The organism is Bacillus sp. J33 (genome assembly GCF_000518885.1).
Lineage (GTDB): Bacteria > Bacillota > Bacilli > Bacillales > Cytobacillaceae > Cytobacillus.
The window spans coordinates 17,683-36,513 of the sequence record NZ_JAEL01000009.1 but is presented as its reverse complement, the minus strand read 5'-3'; the positions used below and the strand labels follow the sequence as shown (position 1 = coordinate 36,513).

Annotated in this window: 18 protein-coding genes and 1 pseudogene; 8 read left to right on the top strand and 11 right to left on the bottom strand. The window is 36.1% G+C overall.

Annotation, left to right across the window (positions count from 1 at the left end):
* Window positions 1-30: 30 nt before the first annotated feature.
* Entirely contained in the window at window positions 31-684 is a 654-nt protein-coding gene (locus L634_RS0104180; protein ID WP_026581357.1) for a Vat family streptogramin A O-acetyltransferase, read from the bottom strand.
* A gap of 269 nt (window positions 685-953) precedes the next feature.
* Window positions 954-1,451 carry a DUF6022 family protein gene (locus L634_RS0104175; protein WP_026581356.1) on the bottom strand — a complete coding sequence of 166 codons (498 nt, stop codon included), beginning with the start codon at window positions 1,449-1,451 and terminating at the stop codon, window positions 954-956.
* A gap of 150 nt (window positions 1,452-1,601) precedes the next feature.
* On the opposite strand from L634_RS0104175, the gene L634_RS0104170 reads away from it, so the two are divergent.
* The gene (locus tag L634_RS0104170; RefSeq protein ID WP_051428220.1) at window positions 1,602-2,288 is read left to right on the top strand and encodes a MerR family DNA-binding transcriptional regulator; all 687 of its coding nucleotides are present in this window, start codon (window positions 1,602-1,604) and stop codon (window positions 2,286-2,288) included.
* A 340-nt stretch (window positions 2,289-2,628) separates the two neighbouring features.
* Here L634_RS0104170 and L634_RS0104165 read toward each other — a convergent pair whose 3' ends face one another.
* Window positions 2,629-4,317 carry a M4 family metallopeptidase gene (locus L634_RS0104165; RefSeq protein ID WP_026581354.1) on the bottom strand — a complete coding sequence of 563 codons (1,689 nt, stop codon included), beginning with the start codon at window positions 4,315-4,317 and terminating at the stop codon, window positions 2,629-2,631.
* Between the two features lie 530 nt (window positions 4,318-4,847).
* Here L634_RS0104165 and L634_RS0104160 point away from each other — a divergent pair.
* On the top strand, window positions 4,848-5,135 hold the full coding sequence (locus tag L634_RS0104160; RefSeq protein ID WP_026581353.1) for a hypothetical protein: 288 nt from the start codon (window positions 4,848-4,850) through the stop codon (window positions 5,133-5,135).
* Between the two features lie 35 nt (window positions 5,136-5,170).
* The gene (gene yidC, locus L634_RS0104155; RefSeq protein WP_026581352.1) at window positions 5,171-5,953 is read left to right on the top strand and encodes a membrane protein insertase YidC; all 783 of its coding nucleotides are present in this window, start codon (window positions 5,171-5,173) and stop codon (window positions 5,951-5,953) included.
* A 378-nt stretch (window positions 5,954-6,331) separates the two neighbouring features.
* Here the strand turns inward: yidC and L634_RS0104150 are convergent, their stop codons facing one another.
* Window positions 6,332-6,703, bottom strand: a complete 372-nt coding sequence (locus L634_RS0104150) for a winged helix-turn-helix transcriptional regulator (protein ID WP_026581351.1) — start codon at window positions 6,701-6,703, stop codon at window positions 6,332-6,334.
* 207 nt (window positions 6,704-6,910) lie between these two features.
* Here L634_RS0104150 and L634_RS0104145 point away from each other — a divergent pair, with 207 nt between their 5' ends.
* On the top strand, window positions 6,911-8,107 hold the full coding sequence (locus L634_RS0104145) for an MFS transporter (protein ID WP_026581350.1): 1,197 nt from the start codon (window positions 6,911-6,913) through the stop codon (window positions 8,105-8,107).
* A 25-nt stretch (window positions 8,108-8,132) separates the two neighbouring features.
* The gene (locus tag L634_RS0104140; protein ID WP_026581349.1) at window positions 8,133-8,975 is read left to right on the top strand and encodes an aldo/keto reductase; all 843 of its coding nucleotides are present in this window, start codon (window positions 8,133-8,135) and stop codon (window positions 8,973-8,975) included.
* Between the two features lie 476 nt (window positions 8,976-9,451).
* On the opposite strand, the gene L634_RS0104135 is transcribed toward L634_RS0104140, so the two are convergent.
* Both L634_RS0104135 and L634_RS0104130 read right to left on the bottom strand, forming a co-directional pair.
* Window positions 9,452-9,925, bottom strand: coding sequence for a hypothetical protein (locus L634_RS0104135; protein WP_026581348.1), 474 nt, complete (start codon window positions 9,923-9,925; stop codon window positions 9,452-9,454).
* Window positions 9,926-10,214: 289 nt separating this feature from the next.
* Entirely contained in the window at window positions 10,215-10,841 is a 627-nt protein-coding gene (locus tag L634_RS0104130) for an undecaprenyl-diphosphatase (protein ID WP_084028821.1), read from the bottom strand.
* A 248-nt stretch (window positions 10,842-11,089) separates the two neighbouring features.
* Here L634_RS0104130 and L634_RS0104125 point away from each other — a divergent pair, with 248 nt between their 5' ends.
* The gene (locus L634_RS0104125; RefSeq protein ID WP_026581346.1) at window positions 11,090-12,007 is read left to right on the top strand and encodes a class I SAM-dependent methyltransferase; all 918 of its coding nucleotides are present in this window, start codon (window positions 11,090-11,092) and stop codon (window positions 12,005-12,007) included.
* Window positions 12,008-12,169: 162 nt separating this feature from the next.
* On the opposite strand, the gene L634_RS0104120 is transcribed toward L634_RS0104125, so the two are convergent.
* The 4 genes from L634_RS0104120 to L634_RS0104105 form a co-directional block, all read right to left on the bottom strand.
* The gene (locus L634_RS0104120) at window positions 12,170-12,949 is read right to left on the bottom strand and encodes an SDR family oxidoreductase (RefSeq protein WP_026581345.1); all 780 of its coding nucleotides are present in this window, start codon (window positions 12,947-12,949) and stop codon (window positions 12,170-12,172) included.
* A 493-nt stretch (window positions 12,950-13,442) separates the two neighbouring features.
* Window positions 13,443-13,985, bottom strand: a complete 543-nt coding sequence (locus tag L634_RS0104115) for a GNAT family N-acetyltransferase (RefSeq protein WP_026581344.1) — start codon at window positions 13,983-13,985, stop codon at window positions 13,443-13,445.
* 188 nt (window positions 13,986-14,173) lie between these two features.
* Window positions 14,174-14,431 (bottom strand): hypothetical protein, encoded by a 258-nt coding sequence (locus L634_RS34160; protein WP_026581343.1) that lies wholly within the window; start codon window positions 14,429-14,431, stop codon window positions 14,174-14,176.
* Between the two features lie 378 nt (window positions 14,432-14,809).
* Window positions 14,810-16,225, bottom strand: a complete 1,416-nt coding sequence (locus L634_RS0104105) for a YfcC family protein (protein ID WP_026581342.1) — start codon at window positions 16,223-16,225, stop codon at window positions 14,810-14,812.
* Window positions 16,226-16,703: 478 nt separating this feature from the next.
* Between L634_RS0104105 and L634_RS0104100 the strand changes: the two genes are divergently transcribed.
* Window positions 16,704-17,708 carry a DUF3231 family protein gene (locus L634_RS0104100; protein ID WP_026581341.1) on the top strand — a complete coding sequence of 335 codons (1,005 nt, stop codon included), beginning with the start codon at window positions 16,704-16,706 and terminating at the stop codon, window positions 17,706-17,708.
* 221 nt (window positions 17,709-17,929) lie between these two features.
* Here the strand turns inward: L634_RS0104100 and L634_RS34855 are convergent.
* A pseudogene (locus L634_RS34855) lies at window positions 17,930-18,112 on the bottom strand (DDE-type integrase/transposase/recombinase); the annotation flags it as partial.
* Between the two features lie 164 nt (window positions 18,113-18,276).
* Between L634_RS34855 and L634_RS0104090 the strand changes: the two are divergent.
* Window positions 18,277-18,513 (top strand): hypothetical protein, encoded by a 237-nt coding sequence (locus L634_RS0104090; RefSeq protein WP_026581340.1) that lies wholly within the window; start codon window positions 18,277-18,279, stop codon window positions 18,511-18,513.
* The last annotated feature ends 318 nt before the right edge of the window (window positions 18,514-18,831 follow it).

The window sequence follows — 18,831 nt, the reverse complement described above, 5'->3', positions numbered from 1 at the left end:
TGAGCAGGATTCTCGGAAGCTGTTACTTTGTCATATACTATTTTTTAAATTTCTTAAATTCTCTATATCTCCATTAACTATCACATCAATATGAGCAGAAATAATATCAATATCCAAATCCCACCATTTAATGTCTAGCAATTCGGTAACAATTTCTTCTGAGAAACGGTTTTTAAGTTTCTTTGCAGGATTTCCCCCAACGATCGTGTAAGGTTCCACATCTTGCGTAATAACCGATTTGGCTGCTGCAATTGCACCGTTCCCTATTTTTATTCCAGGCATTATGACCGTATCCATTCCAATCCAAACATCATTTCCAATTATGGTATCACCTTTAACTGGCAACTGATCTAAAGAAGGTGTATATTTCTCCCAACCGTGTCCGAAAATATTGAACGGGTAGGTTGAAAAACCATCCATTCTATGATTTGCGCCATTCATAATAAACGTTACCCCGGGTGCTATGGCACAAAATTTCCCTATAATAAGTCTGTCACCAAAGAATTCGTAGTGATATAACACTTGATCTTCAAAGGATTCACCATTTCTTGCATCGTAATAGGAGTAATCGCCCACAATAATGTTTGGTCTAGTAATTGTATTTTTAATAAATTGCACCACATGATTTCCTTTAATCGGATATTTATCTTTAGGATTTGGCCCATGCTGCTTATTTGATTCCATACCATCTACTTCCTTTCAGGATTTTTATAATAAACGAAGCCGGCCTATCTTATTGCATTCCTCAGCGAACCAATGTCACCGTCGGGTCCTAGTGCAATTCCACGCTTTCAAGGATTGAATATTCTGTAATTTCACCTTTCATTGTAATTCGACCAATTTGATTGGCTTTATCTGTAAACCATAGCGCACCATCTTTTCCTATGGTTATTCCATAATGGCCTGAATCTATGTCAAGAAGTTCGTATTCATCGATCAGGTGGTCTATTTGATCATGACAAGTTCTCTTCTAGCTGAATAATTTTTTTAATGATTTCTTCTCGTTTAATTTCTTCTAAAGAAAGGAACCTTGGCGACGCCGGCAAGTTAAACTCAATATGTGAATGAGACAGCTCAAACAGCAGAGTTCCAATCTTATTTTTATGTTGATTTTCAATCACAATCCAAAAAACGCGTTTTTCATGATGAGGTGTGCCCCACTTAGCCTTTTCCATTGAATTTCTAAAGTGTAGGCACTCTCCAATGACAAAGTCATCCTCTTTCGTTATTTCTGCAGATCGAAACCCATTTTCTTTTATTAGTTTCCAAACTGGCGGAATAAGCTTATCTAAATACATGCCGTATGTTGCATCTTCATATTCCGGAAATAGCTGTTCAAGCTCAGTGATATTCCTGTTCAGTACTTCTTCCCAATGTTCTTTTATAAAAGCAGATAGCACTTCCCCTAACTCATAGATGGTCATCTGCGGCTGAATATTTACTGTCGTCATATGAATCCCTCCAAATTTTTTTATCTTACAATTCAAGCTTACAACATTAAAGCCAATTCTAATGTTTTTTAAAAAAATGGCTGAATTTGCAACACTTGATTTGATAAACTTTACATGAATGTACAGTTATCAAATATAGGAGTGTACTCATTGAAAAAAATAAGGCCTATAGATATTGCAAAAAAATTAAATATTAGTACAAGCACTTTAAGAAGCTATGAAGATAGAGGAATTGTGCCGAAGCCTGAACGGTCATCTGCTGGCTATAGGATATATACAGAGGAACATGTAGCCTATTTTGAGTGTATTGCAGCTATGTCACCTGGGTTTGGAATGGATATAACATCAGCTGTTCTAAAAAAGCTGCAGCGAAAAGAACTAGACGCTGCTCTTTGGATAATCAATCATGCGCAAGTAGCAAATTATGAGGACAAAATTACGATTGAACGAGTGAATAAACACCTGGAAACCTTGACTCATGAACACGCTATGACTATTGGAGAATTGTCACTTCAGACAAATATACCTCCATCAACTCTTCGATATTGGGAAAAGGAAGGATTTATTACGTCCAGGAGAGGAGAACTAAATAACTATCGCCTATTTGACACATTCCAGCTCATAAAAGCCTTATTAATGAAAATAACTCAGAATGCAGTTTATTCATATGAGGTTATTCAAATAAAAAAGGAGATAAAAGAATTAAACCAACATGATCTTGAAGAAGTAAGAAAAGTAATACATGATCTTCAAAAACATTTAAATAAACGAAACCAAAAACAGCTTAAAGGGATATCCTATCTTTATAAATTGTCCAAAATATTAAACCAGCATTGAATATATGGTGTTTTTTCCTACGAGTCTCTCGATTTTCCGCATCTCCTTCAGACACCACCTCGCAATGATGCCGTAGATTAGGCTACCCTGGAGTGGACTTTCACCGCTTGGAAATCCTTTCTTTACCCTTCATTTAGTCGTTTCATCGCAATGACGTTTCTATCTGGATAAAGAAATGAAGGGTGCTGATAAATTCAGCACGCTATACGACTGCCCGTCGCACAAAAGCCGCCTTAAGGCGACTGGGGTGGTAAATTGTATGACCGTAATAAAGTCAAGAAAATATTATGGATGATAGGATATCCTAAATGCATCCACTAGGACATCCTATCGCCAAATTTTAATTTACACCTACTGCGTCAAAGGATTTATTAACAGCATTAACTTCTGCAGAGCCAGCACCGTATAAGTCGGCCGCAGATTGGACTAGTGCTGCACGAGCTTGGCTGAAAGTAGAGGATGCCGTTAAGTAAACAGTATTAGCTCGATAATAAATTTCACCTACTTTATCATTTCCAATACCTGGAACAGTTACACCGTAATGAGTTCCGCCTTTTGCTAATAGGTAAGCTGCCTTGTTAATAATTCCACTGTTGATGTGAACTCCGCCATTGTCACCAGTTCCAGTGTAACGTTTTGAATAATGATCAGGATCTCCATATTTTGTTGGGTCACTCATAGAGCGGAGAGCGTCATTTGAAACACCTGGTGTATAGACATCTTCCCCAATTTCATAATCAGGATTATTATGATCATAGAATTCCACAATTGTTCCAAAAATGTCTGACATCGCTTCATTCAAGGCGCCAGACTCATTTTGGTAGATTAAATCAGAACTATTGTCTGTTACTGCATGAGTTAGTTCGTGGGCCACAACATCTAAGCTGCCTGATAATGGCAAGAATGCAGATCCGTCCCCATCTCCATACACCATTTGACTGCCATTCCAAAAAGCATTGTTATAGTTACGGCCATAATGCACTGTTGATTTTAAAGCGGCACCTCTATCATCATATGAATTCCGATTAAATGTATTTTTAAAATAATCAAATGTTATTCCGGCATAATAATGAGCATCGACGGCTGCAGCATCGTATGTATCATCTAAAACATTGTCTGAACTTCCCCAAAGTGAACCTGGTAAACGAGAGCGACTAGCAGCATCATATGTGAAAACACCTCCTCCTCTTGTTCGATCTTGTAAGTGATAGGTAGAACCAGATAATGTCATGTTTAAATTCTTGGAATCCCCTAAAACTCCCACTCCAGTTCCAGTAATATCCGATATAGTTCCTGAATCACCAGGTTTTCCAGCATTAATTTTACCGCCTTTTTGATTTAATGCTGGCTCACCATGTGCCTCATCCAGATCATTGTACTTGTTTAAAATCTTTCCAGTTGCAGCTTCGATAAAATAGTTATAGTTCCCTGGTTTAGGAGATAAAAAGTTTAAGTTTACTAGGTAAGCGTAGGTCGCCTCATCTTCATATGTGTAGACCACTAGATCTGCAGAAGGTGTTTTTTCGTAATCAGGCGTAAATCCAAGGTCATTTTCAGCAATTTGTATGGATTTTTTGGCATTCACTTTTTTCTGTTTTTTAAGTCCGTTTTTCTTTTCAAGATCTGGAGCAACTGTACCGGATAATACAGTCAGGACACCATCATTTGTAACTAATGCTGCTTGAGTCGATCCCCATACAGGAACACCATTAAAAATCTGCTGGAGACGAAGAGAAGTATATCCTAGCTTGTCCTTTTTATTTGAGGTGATTTTGAATGATTCACTAGCTGACTTACTGCCGATTTTGTATTTGCTTTTATTAGCATTTATATAATCATATACAACGCTTTCAGCACTTTTTGAAGACTGCTTTGTCAATTTCCCAGATACAAACTCTGGTGACCCCACTACCTCATTGTATTTATGAGTGGATAGGACATTCTTTGGTGCAGCAAGTGCTGAAGCAGAAGAGAATGCACTTGCAGCTAATCCGAGTGATAACCCGACTGCTAAAAATTTTTTGTTCACAAAAATTCCTCCTTAGTTAACATATGGTATTTTCGAAAACTAGCATATCATTCTAATTTCATTTTTCAAACTATTTTTAAAATTTCGCATAAATAATACTATTTTCAAAAAATGTTACAGGGTGAAAGTTTCATTTTTTTGTGATTATTTTCCAGTTATAAGTTTTACAACTTAGATAAAAGTAGTTTATGGGAATTATAGGTGGGCTAAGAAGTAAAGGGAAGCTGGTGATGGAACTCATTACGAAAAATCGGTGCCCGATTCTGGAATACCAAAATTTGGACTTAGTCCTAAAACCACTAATCCTTATTAAATAACTGCCTTTTCGGTATTTTAGTGAATAAAATAAAAACGAAGAAACCAATGATATAAAGTTCGGTCAATAACCAGATGTTTACAAAAGCGGCCCAAAATCCTTGTCATTCCTGGATCCTTTGTTAATTCAGCAGCCCTTCTCAGATATCCATTCTATTGCCTTGCACTTAATCTTTTATTATACTTCTCTTAGCAGCTCTTTTAGGGGTGAAAATTTGTACGAGGTTATTTTGGATTTTACAAATATTTCTACTATATATGCATTCTATGCTAGCTTTCTTTTAAGCTTAACGATTAAATATATTTGGACTTGGCATATTGAATATGATTTTATCGAAGCAGCATGTGCTTCGTCTTCAAAGGTAAATTTAACTTTATCAACACCTTCTATTCTGCAGCTTTATGAGTGGAGGTCTAACTCTATATTAGGTTGGATTGCAAAATCTATTCGCAGAAAAGAAAGTTCGGGTGACGATTCTGAAGGTTTCCATTCTTTCTCTTAAAAAGCATTTTTAAAAAAATGACTGGAGGAAGAAAGATGAAACGGAATAAAAACCTTTTTGTTTTTATTGTAGTTATGATAACTGCCTTTGTACTTTCTGCATGTTCTGCACAAAATTCAATTGGGGATGTTTTTTTTCAAAATGTGCTTGTTCATCCATTTGCATCAGCCATTCATAGTATCGCTAATTTATTTAATGGCAGCTTTGGATTGTCAATCATATTGATTACACTGATTATTCGACTCATTTTGTTGCCATTGATGTTGACACAGTATAAAAATCAACAGCATATGAAGGAAAAGATGGACTTATTAAAGCCTGAAATGGATGCTATCCAGAAAAAGATAAAGGCTGCCAAGGACCAGAAAGAACAACAAAAGCTACAGCAGGAAATGTTTGGATTGTATAAAAAACACGGAGTGAATCCACTTTCTATCGGATGTCTTCCAATGCTTATTCAAATGCCGATCTTGATGGGGTTTTACTATGCAATCAGGGGCTCGGAAGAAATTGCGACGCACTCGTTCCTCTGGTTCAGCCTAGGACAGCCGGATATTTGGATTACGGCAATTGCTGGGATCGTTTACTATGTACAATTTAAAGTATCGATGTCAAATATGCCTACTCAAAACCAGTCTCAAATGAAAATTATGGGGCTCTTGTCACCGCTTATGATCGTAATGTTCTCTCTAAACGCTCCGGCAGCACTCCCACTATACTGGGCAGTCGGAGGAACTTTCTTAATTTTTCAGTCCATATTAGGGAAGAAATTATACAAGCCAAAATCAAGCAAAGCAGTTAAAGCAGAAAGCGTATAGCAAAAATAAGCCTGTTAGTGCTAACAGGCTTATTTTTTATTTATATGGTGATAGATAGTAATATAGAGACATCTGGCATTAGCGGAGATCTTAGCGACAGTAGAACGCGACTAACCATCATTGGTGGATGAATGAACCCCCCCAATGATGGAAGTTTCACTTTACCTGTCTTACAATTAATGTCCGGTTATTTGTGTCCGTTCTATGTTTAGTCGAAAGAAGAAGAGTAACGAATCGGATCTAATCGTGTCCGATCTAGCTGAGTTGGAAGAAACGATGTAACAAATCAGACCTATTCGTTACCTCAAATGAAAAATAGATGAAAAGAGTCACTAATCAAACTAAATAATCCCCAGAAGACCCAAACTCCGAATCCCCTCACTTAAGCTGTTCATTCAACACACTATCTTCTAAAACAGAAAATTTATCTCCATATACTTTCGTTAAATGTTTTTCACCCCATGCACATAATGAATCTAGGATACCTTCTAAGCTTCGTCCATATTCACTGAGTTCGTATTCTACTTTTGGTGGAACTTGATTGTGCACGATTCGATTGATGACCCCATCCTCTTCAAGCTCGCGCAGCTGTTGAGTAAGCATTTTTTGTGTGATATTCGGCATGAGGCGCTTTAATTCGCTTGTTCGTTTTTTTCCGTGAGTCAGATGGCAAAGAATCACACATTTCCACTTTCCGCCTATGACTTCTAATGTCGCTTCAACAGAGATATTGTATTTCTTTTTTTGCATCTTTGTCCTCCTCCTTCCCATAGGAACTAAAAAGTGCCTATAGTACTTTTAGGTTTCTATATAACTTTAAAGTGCGTACTTTTCATTATGAATGATATATCTCATAATAACATTTGCCGGCTGATGGATACCATACTTTCTTTCAAAGTTTATTATTCGCTGAAATGAAAGTTTCCATTTATATAACAGAAAAAAGGAGGAGAAAACATGGATTTAAGTAAAAAGCAAAGCATGTTAGCATTGCTTGCCTTAGCAGTAAGTGCTTTTGCAATCGGAACAACTGAATTTATCAGTGTCGGATTGCTGCCGCTTATTGCAAATGATTTAAGTATTCCGGTGACCACTGCAGGGTTAACGGTTTCTTTATATGCCTTAGGGGTAACATTTGGAGCTCCTGTTTTGACATCTTTGACATCGAGAATGTCACGTAAGACATTATTACTTTGGATTATGCTTGTCTTTATTATTGGCAATACTCTTGCTGCTATCTCTACGACAATCGGGTTATTGCTTGCAGCACGTGTAATCTCAGCATTTTCACATGGGGTCTTTATGTCAATAGGATCGACAATAGCTGCCGATTTAGTTCCGGAAAATCGAAGAGCTAGTGCGATTTCCATTATGTTTACAGGTCTTACAGTAGCTACGGTAACAGGTGTTCCATTTGGAACCTTTATTGGACAGCAGCTAGGTTGGAGAACAGCCTTTATTGCCATTGTTATCATTGGCGTCATTGCCTTAATTGCAAATAGCATTCTTGTCCCATCTAATTTACGAAAAGGAGGAAAAACAGCCTTTCGTGATCAGCTTAAGCTTGTGACAAATGGCCGGTTATTGCTTTTATTCATTATTACAGCATTAGGATATGGCGGAACTTTTGTCGTGTTTACCTTCTTATCACCATTGCTTCAAGACATCACTGGGTTTAAAGAAGGAACTGTGACTGTCATTTTATTAGCTTATGGAATTGCGATTGCGATTGGGAATATGATTGGTGGAAAGCTATCGAATCAAAATCCAGTTCGTGCATTGTTTTATATGTTTATGGTTCAGGCAGCCGTCTTATTTATTTTGATGTTTACAGCACCATTTAAAATAGCTGGATTAATAACGATTCTTTTGATGGGGCTGTTAGCATTTATGAATGTGCCGGGCTTACAAGTATATGTTGTGATGCTGGCAGAGCGTTTTGTTCCTAGTGCGGTTGATGTGGCATCGGCAATAAATATTGCTGCATTTAATGCCGGGATTGCAATAGGCTCCTATTTAGGCGGTCTTATTACAGACTCGATAGGACTTATCCATACGTCCTGGATTGGAGCACTTATGGTTTTAGTGGCTGCAGTCTTAACTGGATTTAGCAGAGCTTTGGAACGAAAAGATCAAGTAAGTAAAGCAGCATAATAAAATTTTGGAGGTATTAAAAATGATGGTTAAAAATTTACAAGATACAACAACTTTGCATAATGGTGTGAAAATGCCTTGGTTTGGAATTGGAGTTTTTAAAGTCGAAGAGGGTCCTGAATTAGTAAACGCAGTAAAAACAGCTATTAAACATGGATACCGCAGTGTGGATACAGCAGCGATTTATGAGAATGAAGAAGGTGTTGGCAAAGCGATCGAAGAAGGCTTAAAAGAAGCAGGTATTTCAAGGGAAGAGCTATTTGTCACTTCAAAGGTTTGGAACGCGGATTTAGGATATGAATCAACGATTGCTGCTTATGAAACGAGCTTAAAGAAACTTGGCTTAGAGTATTTAGATTTATATTTGATTCATTGGCCGGTTGAAGGAAAATATAAGGATGCTTGGCGAGCGTTAGAAACTCTTTATAAAGAAGGCCGAGTAAAAGCAATTGGTGTAAGTAATTTTCAAATTCATCATTTGGAGGACTTAATAAAGGATGCTGAAATTAAGCCGATGGTCAATCAAGTAGAATACCATCCGCGATTAACTCAAAAAGAGCTGCAAGCATTTTGTCAAGATAACGGTATTCAGCTTGAAGCATGGTCTCCATTAATGCAAGGTCAGTTGCTGGGCAACGAAGTTTTACAGGAAATTGCGAATAAGCACAATAAATCTGTCGCCCAAATTATTTTGCGTTGGGACTTGCAAAACGGGGTTGTTACAATTCCAAAATCAACAAAAGAGCATCGAATTGTTGAAAATGCGAATGTGTTTGATTTTGAATTGACGAAAGTGGAAATGGAAATTATCGATGGATTAAATCAAAATCTTCGTGTAGGGCCAGACCCAGATAATTTTGATTTTTAATGTAAAAGAACTCGGACTCCGAGTTCTCAGACTGCAGTGAAAGGCGTAGAACCAGCAACTATATGATGTAGCGCAGTTTAAGAAAAAAATGGAAAATAAATCAATTCTAACCTTCCGAAATCTACTTATAAATTGTGTTGCATCAAAATAAGACTATTTTTCTACCAATTGTGTTAGGCTAGATAGCTTTATTTAAATGCTTTTTACACCGAATACAACACAATTTATCTTGTGTCGTATTCGGTGTATTTGGTAGTAAAAACATACTGTTTTTTGGCAGTATGTTTTTTTATAGAAACAAGCCGAAAATAGGCAAGAAATGAATAAAAACCAGCATATTTTCAGCTTTTGATTATTTTGGATATTTAACAATCGCTCCCTTTAAAGGAATAATTAAAAAATCTTTTCAATCTAAAAATCAATCAAATCCCCTTTCACTAAAGCATTCCTAGTCTAATTGCATTCTATTTGAGCACTTATTTATTAAACCATTGTAAATTTCTTGAGTCCTGTTTATCAAAAAACAATTGATATCCATATAGGAATAAAGAGTGTGTCATTGTTACAATAATATGATATGTTCGTCTGAATTTAGCATAATTCAAAAAATTCATTTTTTCTAAAATAGGTATTATTCCATAAGCATATACAAAATTGTTTATCAAGTTGATTAAAAAATATAACCGAAATTTACCAAAGGTTAAATGGAAAATCCATAAGTTTGCTATTGTAAAATAGCCTAACCCAAGGGATAACAGGTTCCACATTCTTTTTTTGGAATTGCCTTTTATGTCCCAAAAGCCATAATTTGTACCAATAAAGGCCGCAGTAACTACTACAAGTGCAGCCGAAATCGTAACCGGAATGTATCTCTTTACTGAGTTTCGGGGGATAAAGAAAACAGTTCCCCAAGATAGTATGGATCCTATTCGAATTATAGTTGTTAACATGATTTCCCTCTTTCTTCCGTTTTTTTTATAATGAACAATACTTTTAAAAAATATGTGGGATATATGGAAATTTTATACAATAGTATAAAAACGTGATTTAAAAGCAACTAAGGATAATAACGATTTGGAGTACAATGCGTAGTTCGAGAAAACTGTTCAACAAGTCTACTTCAGCTAACCTGACCGTTTGCGTTCAGGAGAAAGCATATTTAACTGAGGGAGTCGAATAAGAAAAGCCGCCTGATTCGGCAGCTAATCTTGAACATAACCATCCGATTGCTGAATAAATCTAATAATTTTTTGACTTGTTTCCCTTTGTTCTTTTGAACCGAAGAAGAAGCATGTTTTCACATTTTTCATAAATTTTTAAGATGGTTTGAGCAACACTTAGTTTAGGGATGGTTAAATATATAAAAGTTGCAGCAGCTAGGCTTATTACTATTCCTGCTAAAACATCAAAAGGGTAATGGACCCCAACCCATATACGGGAGACCCCCACCAGAACAGCTAACAATATACATAAAATTGACCAGCCTCTCTTAAAGAGCCAGAATGAAATACAATATGTGAAGAATAATATTGTATGGTCACTTGGAAAAGAATTGTCTTTTTCTTTATGTATCAGTTTATTAACGTCTGGCAATTCAACAAAAGGCTGATAATTTGAGTGAAATACCCCTGAAAGCTTTCCTATCGTAAAGGCACAAATGAAAGCGATCGATGCACAAAGAATCATCATCCTATTATCCGTATCTCTTGTAAACCAAATAAAAAGAACACTGAGCGCAAGTAAAAAAACCATATATTCTGCAATAAAACTAAATGCGGGATTCAAAAAGGGATGATCTTTTCCTAAGTCATTCACCAACCTAAACAATGATAGATTAACTTCTGAAATATCCAAACCTAACACCATCCAATCTCTTTTTAGAACATAGTAAAAGAGAATTAGATGACCTGCCATTGAATCAAATAACATTATTCGGATTAATATTACATTTTTGTTAGATTGTACTTAAAATGGAATTTACATCATAATACAACGCGTTTTTTATTGACAAAAAAATTAATTTATGCTATAATTTACAGTTAAATTGTTTGAGTGTATAATAAGGTTCTCCTGGCCAGGGGAATCTTATTTTTTTTATATGGGAGAGGTAATGTATGGAGAAAAATGAATCAAGTTTAACTTCCTTAATCTCAGCCTTTGGTCGAGCATACCATAGTAAATATGACACACCCAAAATTTTTGATGATTGTATTGCAAAAGATTTAATAACACAAAAAGAATTTGCAAATATTCGTGAGAACATGATCAAAGGAATTCAATTCTTTAATCATGAGATTGCACAGAAGTTTCAAGATCATCCAGATGAAATGTTAAAATGGATTACACAAGTCCAACTTTCTCCAACTCCTTTAGCACGTGCTGCCTATTGCGAAAACGTCTTATTTCATGAATTGCTGTTAGGTGTTAAACAGTATGTCATTCTAGGAGCTGGATTAGATACCTTTTGTTTCCGGCACCCGGAATTAAACGGCAGCTTAGAAATATTTGAAGTTGATTATCCAGGCACACAAGACTTTAAAAAGATGAGGTTAGCAAATGCAAATTATCAAATTCCGGATAATCTTCATTTTGTTTCAATGGATTTCACCAAAGAATTTACTGTTCAAAATCTTGTTGAAAAAGGTTTTATGCCTAACAAAAAAACGTTCTTTAGTCTTTTAGGTGTTTCTTATTATTTAACAAAAGAGGAAAATGCCAACTTGATTAATAAATTATTCGCCAAAATTCCATCAGGAAGTTCTATCGTTTTTGATTATGCAGACGACAAACTTTTTGAAGAAAAAGGAATGTCTAATCGAGTTCAACATATGGTTCAAATGGCTTCAGCCAGTGGTGAGCCAATGAAATCATGTTTTACTTATGATGAAATGGAGAAAATGTTAGAAAACTCAGGTTTACTTATTTATGAACATTTATCACCTATTACTATTCATAATCAATTCTTTCGTAATCGTACAGACTATTTGTCTGCATTCGAAACGATTCATTACATCCATGCTGTAAAAAATTAATATTCGGTTAATAACGGACCTACCTCCCAATCTTTCCTATGATTGGGAGGTTACCTTTTCTTACTTTGAGTTATTCAACAATCTGTCCCTTTACATAAAGATTGAGCGCAATTCTTTACTGCAGAATTGCGCCCTTTTAATGAAAAGCATGTTCCTTTTCTTCTATTTACCTAAAAATCCACCGTCTGATTTTATCGTTTGTCCTGTAATCCAGCCAGAATCCTCGCTGGCTAAGAAAGTTATGAACCGTGCTGCATCTTCAGGTACTCCTAAACGTCCTGCAGGAAATAGTGGAAGTAAATGATTTCTCATTTCCTCATTCATCCAGCCTGAATCTGTAGGTCCAGGATCAACTGAATTTACTGTAATACCGATGGGCGCTAATGCAACTGATAAAGGTTCAGTGATTGCAATCACCATCCCCTTAGTTGCTATATAGGCTAAATTGTTTGGATCTGGACCTTTAGATATCATATTAATGATTCGGCCATCTTTTCTTTCGGGAAATGACTGTTCATACCTTCTAGCAAATTCCACAGACAGCATGAGTGTCCCACTGTTGTTCACTTTGTAATGCTGGTCCAGAATCTCTGTATTCAATGTTCGAAAATTTGCAGGCGATTCAAAAGTAGCATTGTTAACTAATATACTAGGTGTACCTAACGTTTCTTCTACCCTATCCATAATAAGACTTGGTGATTCTCTTAAACTCAGGTCAACCTCCATATGAGCAGCATTTACTCCTATATTTCTTAACTCTTTACATAAGATATTTGGAAAATCTTTATCTAAACCATTACCATTAGTCTCATCAAATAGAGACCAATGTGTAAAAAATATATCTGCTCCAGCGTTCGCAAGTGAGCGGCAAATAGCTGCCCCTATTCCTTTTGAACGACTTGCACCTGTAATTATTGCAACTTTCCCTTTTAGACCAGTCATTAGTAATCCTCCTATTTTTGGGGTGCTAAGAGGTGAATAAAAGAGATGTAAAATTTCCTTGAAACACAAAAAAGCAGATACAAAGGTATCCACCACTAGTGTTGTCAGGTATTAACACACCAAGCGACCCTTGTTAATGATTTAAAAATAGACATACTTCACCCGTTAAGGCTAATATTCTATTCATTTAGATAATCATTACAAGGATGTCCACATGTTGAGTTGATTTCCCCTTCCATTTACATCTCTGCTAAAAAGTGTACAGGAAAATTTACCACTAAACAACCAGAATAACAAAATAAGGTGTTCATTTCTCTTCCTCAACATTATGGCCCTTAAATGAAAAATAAGCGCTCATCCTTCCAGGATAGCGCCCAATCGCATCACGGAAGATCGTTCTACAATAGCTGTACCAGATAATACAGAAAAGCACAAAGTTCAATAAGAACCAATTAAGAATCACTTGGTTTCCGACTCTTTCTTTTAATGATATTTATCCTTGGAACTCATGACGATCTAAACTCATGAAAAAAACAGGTCCAGGTTCTTCCGGGATATCTGTGACCATTTTAATAATATGAAACCCGACTTTTTCATAGGCCCGTATAGCTTTACTATTGTTAACCTCTGGATTAATCATACACCTGTCTACACTTTCATCGGAAAAAACAAACTGACTTAGAAAAAGGGACAGAATTTTAGTACTAAGTCCTTTATTTCTATACTCCTCTTCTCCTATAAATAGGTCTAAACTGGCTGAATTAGTTAGATTAACGTACTTTTCAAATACTGGATAATCACTCCATTTAAATGTTTGTATATAACCAATAGGAGTAACATCATAAAGAATTAGATATGGATCAGTTGGTTCAACCCTCTTGATATAATCAGAAAACTCTTTGGTTACCTTTTCATAAGGTTCTTTTTTGTTGTTAGCCCAAAACCGGTTAACAAAGCGGTCATTTCTAATCCAGTTATACATAAGTGGCAAATCTTCTACTATAAGCCTTCGAAACTTAATCATGTTTGGATTCAATTCCTTATTTCCCCCTTTGAGCAGGTTAATGTGACGGTTAGTAATAACTAGAAAAATCTGCCAATATATATCCCTATCTAATATAAAGCCTTGTTAAACTTTCATGCTTTTTAGCCTAATAATATTATTTCAAAATTAGCACAGGCTCTTAATCCACAATAATCAGTTACTGTACTGCTTCTTAAAAATCACCTTTCAGGCATTGGCATATATTTTGTAAAATAAGCACCTAAACTCAACAAAACAACCGTAATAAACCAATTAATTAGTCCCATAAAATTAAACCAATAAGCAAAAAGGTTTGTTATGGCAATAAGAAAAAAACAAATTGAAGTTAAAGCACTTTTTACCCCTGTTATTCCAGCCTTTTTTCTTTTATTAATCAGAACAGATATAGAAAAAATTAGACTGATTATTAGTAGTATAGATAAAATAATCGGTAACAGTTTCAATGCCCCCTTATATCGTAATCGTAACTCTCTAAATCACTTTAATATACGATTTGCAATATACTAAGTTTCATTTCTTTGAGTGAAAGAGTAATTTAATTACAAATCTTTATAAACTCCTTATCCAATTTTATTTAGGATTATTGCTCCATTATATGGCCCTTAAATGAAAAGAAGCGCTGATCCTTGTTCCAGGATTGCGCCCCGTTTCTTGAAGAACATTTTTAAAAAAAGATTAGATATTTTTCCTTGTAACGTAAGTTATTGCATTAGTCTTTAATAAAATATCTCTTTTATTGCGAACAATTTGGAATTCCAAACAAAGTGTGTAAGCAGCTAAACGTCTTTATTTTGTTTCGTTATTAAAGTGGTATTCTAATACGGTCCCCAATTAATAAGAACACCGACGGCAAGTGCAGCTATGGCAATCACTCCCCAAATAAGAAACAACGGCATCATCCACCTTACCCATTTCATATAGGGAACGCCTGCCACAGCGAGACTGGCCATCAAGGGGCCTGAGGTCGGCAAAATACTGTTGGTAAATCCATCTCCGAATTGATAGGCCTGTACAGCCACTTGTCTCGTAATGCCAACCATATCGGCTAACGGTGTCATGATCGGCATAACAACAACAGCCTGACCGCTTCCAGAAGGAATAAAAAAGTTAATCACGCCGTTCGAAACAAACATCGCAATCGCAGCAATCACTGGCGGAAGATCAGTTAATAAGCCAGATAGGCTATTGACAATGGTATCCAGAATTTTTCCGTCTTCCATAATCACTAAAATAGCCCGTGCGGCACCAACTACGAGAGCACCATAAACTAACTTTTCAGCCCCCTTCATAAAATGTGCAATAAATTGATTATAATGAATTCTCCCAATGAATCCTGCACCAATAGCAATCACCAAAATAAAGGCAGCCATTTGATCAATTGACCAGCTAAACTGTACCGTAGCATAAACCATAAACATAAATGCAAGCACCACAAAACCTAATACTGCCTTATGTTTTGTGGTGAATTCAATGTGGTTCTCAATTTTTTCCTCATCCCCGCCGTATGAATTTGAAACCATACTTTGACTCGGATCTTTCAAAACTTTTTTAGCATAACGCCACGTGTACCAAACAGTTGCGGAGACGATAACAGAAAACACCACAAGACGAAACACAAGTCCCGAAAACATTGGCAGCTCGGCAATATTGTGTGCAATGCCAACCGTATAAGGATTAACAAAACCTACGTTGAACCCTGCAAATGTCGCACCAAACGTAATCGCTACAGCAATAATCGGGTCTAGACGCATGGCTCTTGCAATAATTACCCCAATCGATACAAAGGCGATCACGGAATTTGCCACAATACTGGCTGCTCCCGCGAAAGCAAAGATCACCGAGATCGTCGCAATAAGAATAAATTCGTTTCCTTTCGTCTTGTCAATGGCCTTCATAACTCCGGCTTTAATAGAACCGGTCGATTCGATTACCTCAATAAGTCCCCCCATAAACAAAATCAAAAAAATAATGCTTCCGGATTGAACCATTCCTTTCTGAAATGAAAGAACGATGTCAAATAGACTGGCGGGATTGCTTTCAACTGTATGATAAGAGTCAGAAACTACTACAGTCATGTTATTGACTGTTTCGCGTTCAAATTCTCCCGCCGGTATCATGTATGTAGCACCCACAGCAAGAATTACGATAATAAACAGGAGTACATAAGTATCCGGCATAGTAAACTTAAATTGTTTAGATTTTTTTCGATTTGATTCTATTTGTGTATTCATATCTTCCCCCTTGTTAAATAATAGTGTCTATTTATCATTTTATTTCAATTATTTTAAAATATCAATAAATTCTGAATTTAATAAACACAGTAATAAGAGTGCTTAAGAGTTATGACATTACAAGCATCTTTAGGGTTACTACAAAACACATACCCCTTATTTTATTTCTGTATCATTTCTCTTCAACATTTAAAATAACCTTTACTTCATTTCACTTATATCTGAAACCTTACTTTAAATTCCTAAAATCTTAAACCAATTTCCACATTTATCTCTAGGGTGAGTTCCTCAACATTCTGGCCCTATTTACAAAGAAAGAGCCCAATTCTTACTCTTGAATTGCGCCCGATTGAGTGAAAAATGAAAAATGCGAATGATCTACAAAATTGTCTCAACAGATATTTTACTAAAATGACCCTTTAGTAAAAAAATTTATATTTACTGCCAAATTATCAAATAATACCTAAGAGGTGATAATGTGGATAAGAATAAATTAAAACTCACATCTTCCGAAATAGGAACATTGTGGGGAGAGTATGTAAACGGAACAATGACAGATGTAGTAAATAGATATATGTTTTCTATTATTGAGGACGAGTCAATAAAAGCTATTTTTGAGGATGCTATTAAGACCTTCGAAAAACAAAAGAAACAACTCGTAACTTTTATGGAAAACGAAGGGTTTCCAGTTCCAATTGGATTTACCGAATCTGACCTTAATAAAGATTCAGGGAGATTGTTCACTGACATATTTTGCTTAAATTATCTACATATAATGACTTTGCATGGTTTGCTCGGACATACCACTGCATTTGGTGTTTCAGTTAGAAAAGACTTAAGGGATTTTTACGATTCATGCGATAACGATGCGAAAAAAATGTATCACCAAACGATTGAATTGTTGCTCGAGAAAGGGCATTTCCAAAGGGATCCTTTATTTTATCCTGCCAAGAACCCTGAAATTATTTCTAGCCAAGATTTCACAGATGGATTTTTTGGAAAAGGGAGACGTTTAACGGCAATAGAAATCATCAGTATTTCTATCAACATTAAAAAGAGTATTATGGCTAAAACTCTTTCTATCGCATTCAGTCAAGTTGCTCAAACAAAAGAGGTAAGAAAATTTTTAGAGGATTCCGAGAAAACGTCTGATGGACAAATACAAGCACTTGCAAAAATAATGCACAAGGATAATTTGCCAGTTCCTAGGTCGTGGGAAACAGAAGTGACAACTTCAACGGACTCTCCTTTTTCCGATAAATTAATGTTGTATCATATTGGTTTCTTGTTCCAAGCCGCACAGGCATATCATGGGACAGGTCTAGCATCAGCTATGCGTACAGATCTTGTAGCCACTTACGAAACCACCATTCTAAAGAATCTTGCGGTTACCAAAAAATGGTTCGATATTATGGTGCAAAATAAATGGTTAGAACAGCCGCCACTTGCTCCTAATAGAAAAGAAATTGCAAAAGAAAAATAATAAAACATTGTTATTAGGGTATGTATAAGTGAATAAGAGTCCATTTGAAAAACTAATGTGGAGCATCGCACTTCCTGCATTTGAGTGAATGATACAGGCGGAGGGAAAGAAAAGAACTTATTAAGACCTAAATCAAAAAAAGCCGTAAAAAATTAGGAGGGTGTCCCAAAAGTCTAACTTTCGGGCACCCTCTTTTTACTTCTATAAAATTGGCCTGTTGATTTCCNTAGAACTTCAATGACCGGAAGGTCATCCACTTGAAGTTTTCGATAAGGTTTATTTACGGGCTGTTCAGTAGGTTTAACGAACATGCTTTTACCAATCAATAAAGTAAGCAATGTTCGAATGAGTTGTTCTTGATAGTTTATAAAAGTTAATAAATAGGTTATAATTTGAGGGTACAAATTGTCACTTCCATTCTTGGTTGTTGGGTGTGTGGTAACCTCAATTATCCAAAGAATTTAGGGGGTGGCAATTTTTTTGCCTATAAAGCCCTCTATGGAGATATTTTATAACCTATTTCTTATAGAAGTTTTGACAATACGCATTTTTAAAAAGGGGTGCAAATATGGAGTTTTCTTTATGCAGTTTGGATAGCGCATTGCCGGTGGAAGTGACTTTGGATGAGGATAATGGGAGATATATGATTCGAAAGAGCGACACCAGCGGAGAGTATTTTAATAGTGCCAATGAGTTAATACAGTGGGTAAAAGCAAATTTCACTGCAGAGGAATTTTGCGATCCAAAGGAGTATCATGGAATGATCCAAAAGCTGACTGAGTACATGGTTAATCCTAATATTTAAGGCTCTTTTCTCATATATATTGTTTATTGTTGTTTTTACTTTGCCAGCTGAATTCCACTGCTGGCACTCAAGATAATCAGAACCAAGCAAAAAGAGGGTGTCCCAAAAGTATACTTTAGGGCACCCTATTTTTGCTTCTATAAAATTGGCCTGTTGATTTCCGCTCCAGGGGCTCGCTTTCCGCGGGCGGTCCGGGAGCCTCCTCGGTGCATTCGCACCTGCGGGGTCTCCCGCTGACTCGCTTCTCCCGCAGGAGTCTCGCCCCTTCCGCTCCAATCAACAGGGTGCAAAAATCAATATCAGCATTAATACTAAGGT

What these genes read in the sequence shown, in the direction of transcription:
- L634_RS0104180 (WP_026581357.1), bottom strand. Translation starts at nt 684, where the DNA reads ATGGAATCAAATAAGCAGCATGGGCCAAATCCTAAAGATAAATATCCG.
- L634_RS0104175 (WP_026581356.1), bottom strand. Translation starts at nt 1,451, where the DNA reads ATGACGACAGTAAATATTCAGCCGCAGATGACCATCTATGAGTTAGGG.
- yidC (WP_026581352.1), top strand. Translation starts at nt 5,171, where the DNA reads ATGAAACGGAATAAAAACCTTTTTGTTTTTATTGTAGTTATGATAACT.
- L634_RS0104150 (WP_026581351.1), bottom strand. Translation starts at nt 6,703, where the DNA reads ATGCAAAAAAAGAAATACAATATCTCTGTTGAAGCGACATTAGAAGTC.
- L634_RS0104145 (WP_026581350.1), top strand. Translation starts at nt 6,911, where the DNA reads ATGGATTTAAGTAAAAAGCAAAGCATGTTAGCATTGCTTGCCTTAGCA.
- L634_RS0104140 (WP_026581349.1), top strand. Translation starts at nt 8,133, where the DNA reads ATGGTTAAAAATTTACAAGATACAACAACTTTGCATAATGGTGTGAAA.
- L634_RS0104135 (WP_026581348.1), bottom strand. Translation starts at nt 9,925, where the DNA reads ATGTTAACAACTATAATTCGAATAGGATCCATACTATCTTGGGGAACT.
- L634_RS0104130 (WP_084028821.1), bottom strand. Translation starts at nt 10,841, where the DNA reads ATGGTGTTAGGTTTGGATATTTCAGAAGTTAATCTATCATTGTTTAGG.
- L634_RS0104125 (WP_026581346.1), top strand. Translation starts at nt 11,090, where the DNA reads ATGGAGAAAAATGAATCAAGTTTAACTTCCTTAATCTCAGCCTTTGGT.
- L634_RS0104120 (WP_026581345.1), bottom strand. Translation starts at nt 12,949, where the DNA reads ATGACTGGTCTAAAAGGGAAAGTTGCAATAATTACAGGTGCAAGTCGT.
- L634_RS0104105 (WP_026581342.1), bottom strand. Translation starts at nt 16,225, where the DNA reads ATGAATACACAAATAGAATCAAATCGAAAAAAATCTAAACAATTTAAG.
- L634_RS0104090 (WP_026581340.1), top strand. Translation starts at nt 18,277, where the DNA reads ATGGAGTTTTCTTTATGCAGTTTGGATAGCGCATTGCCGGTGGAAGTG.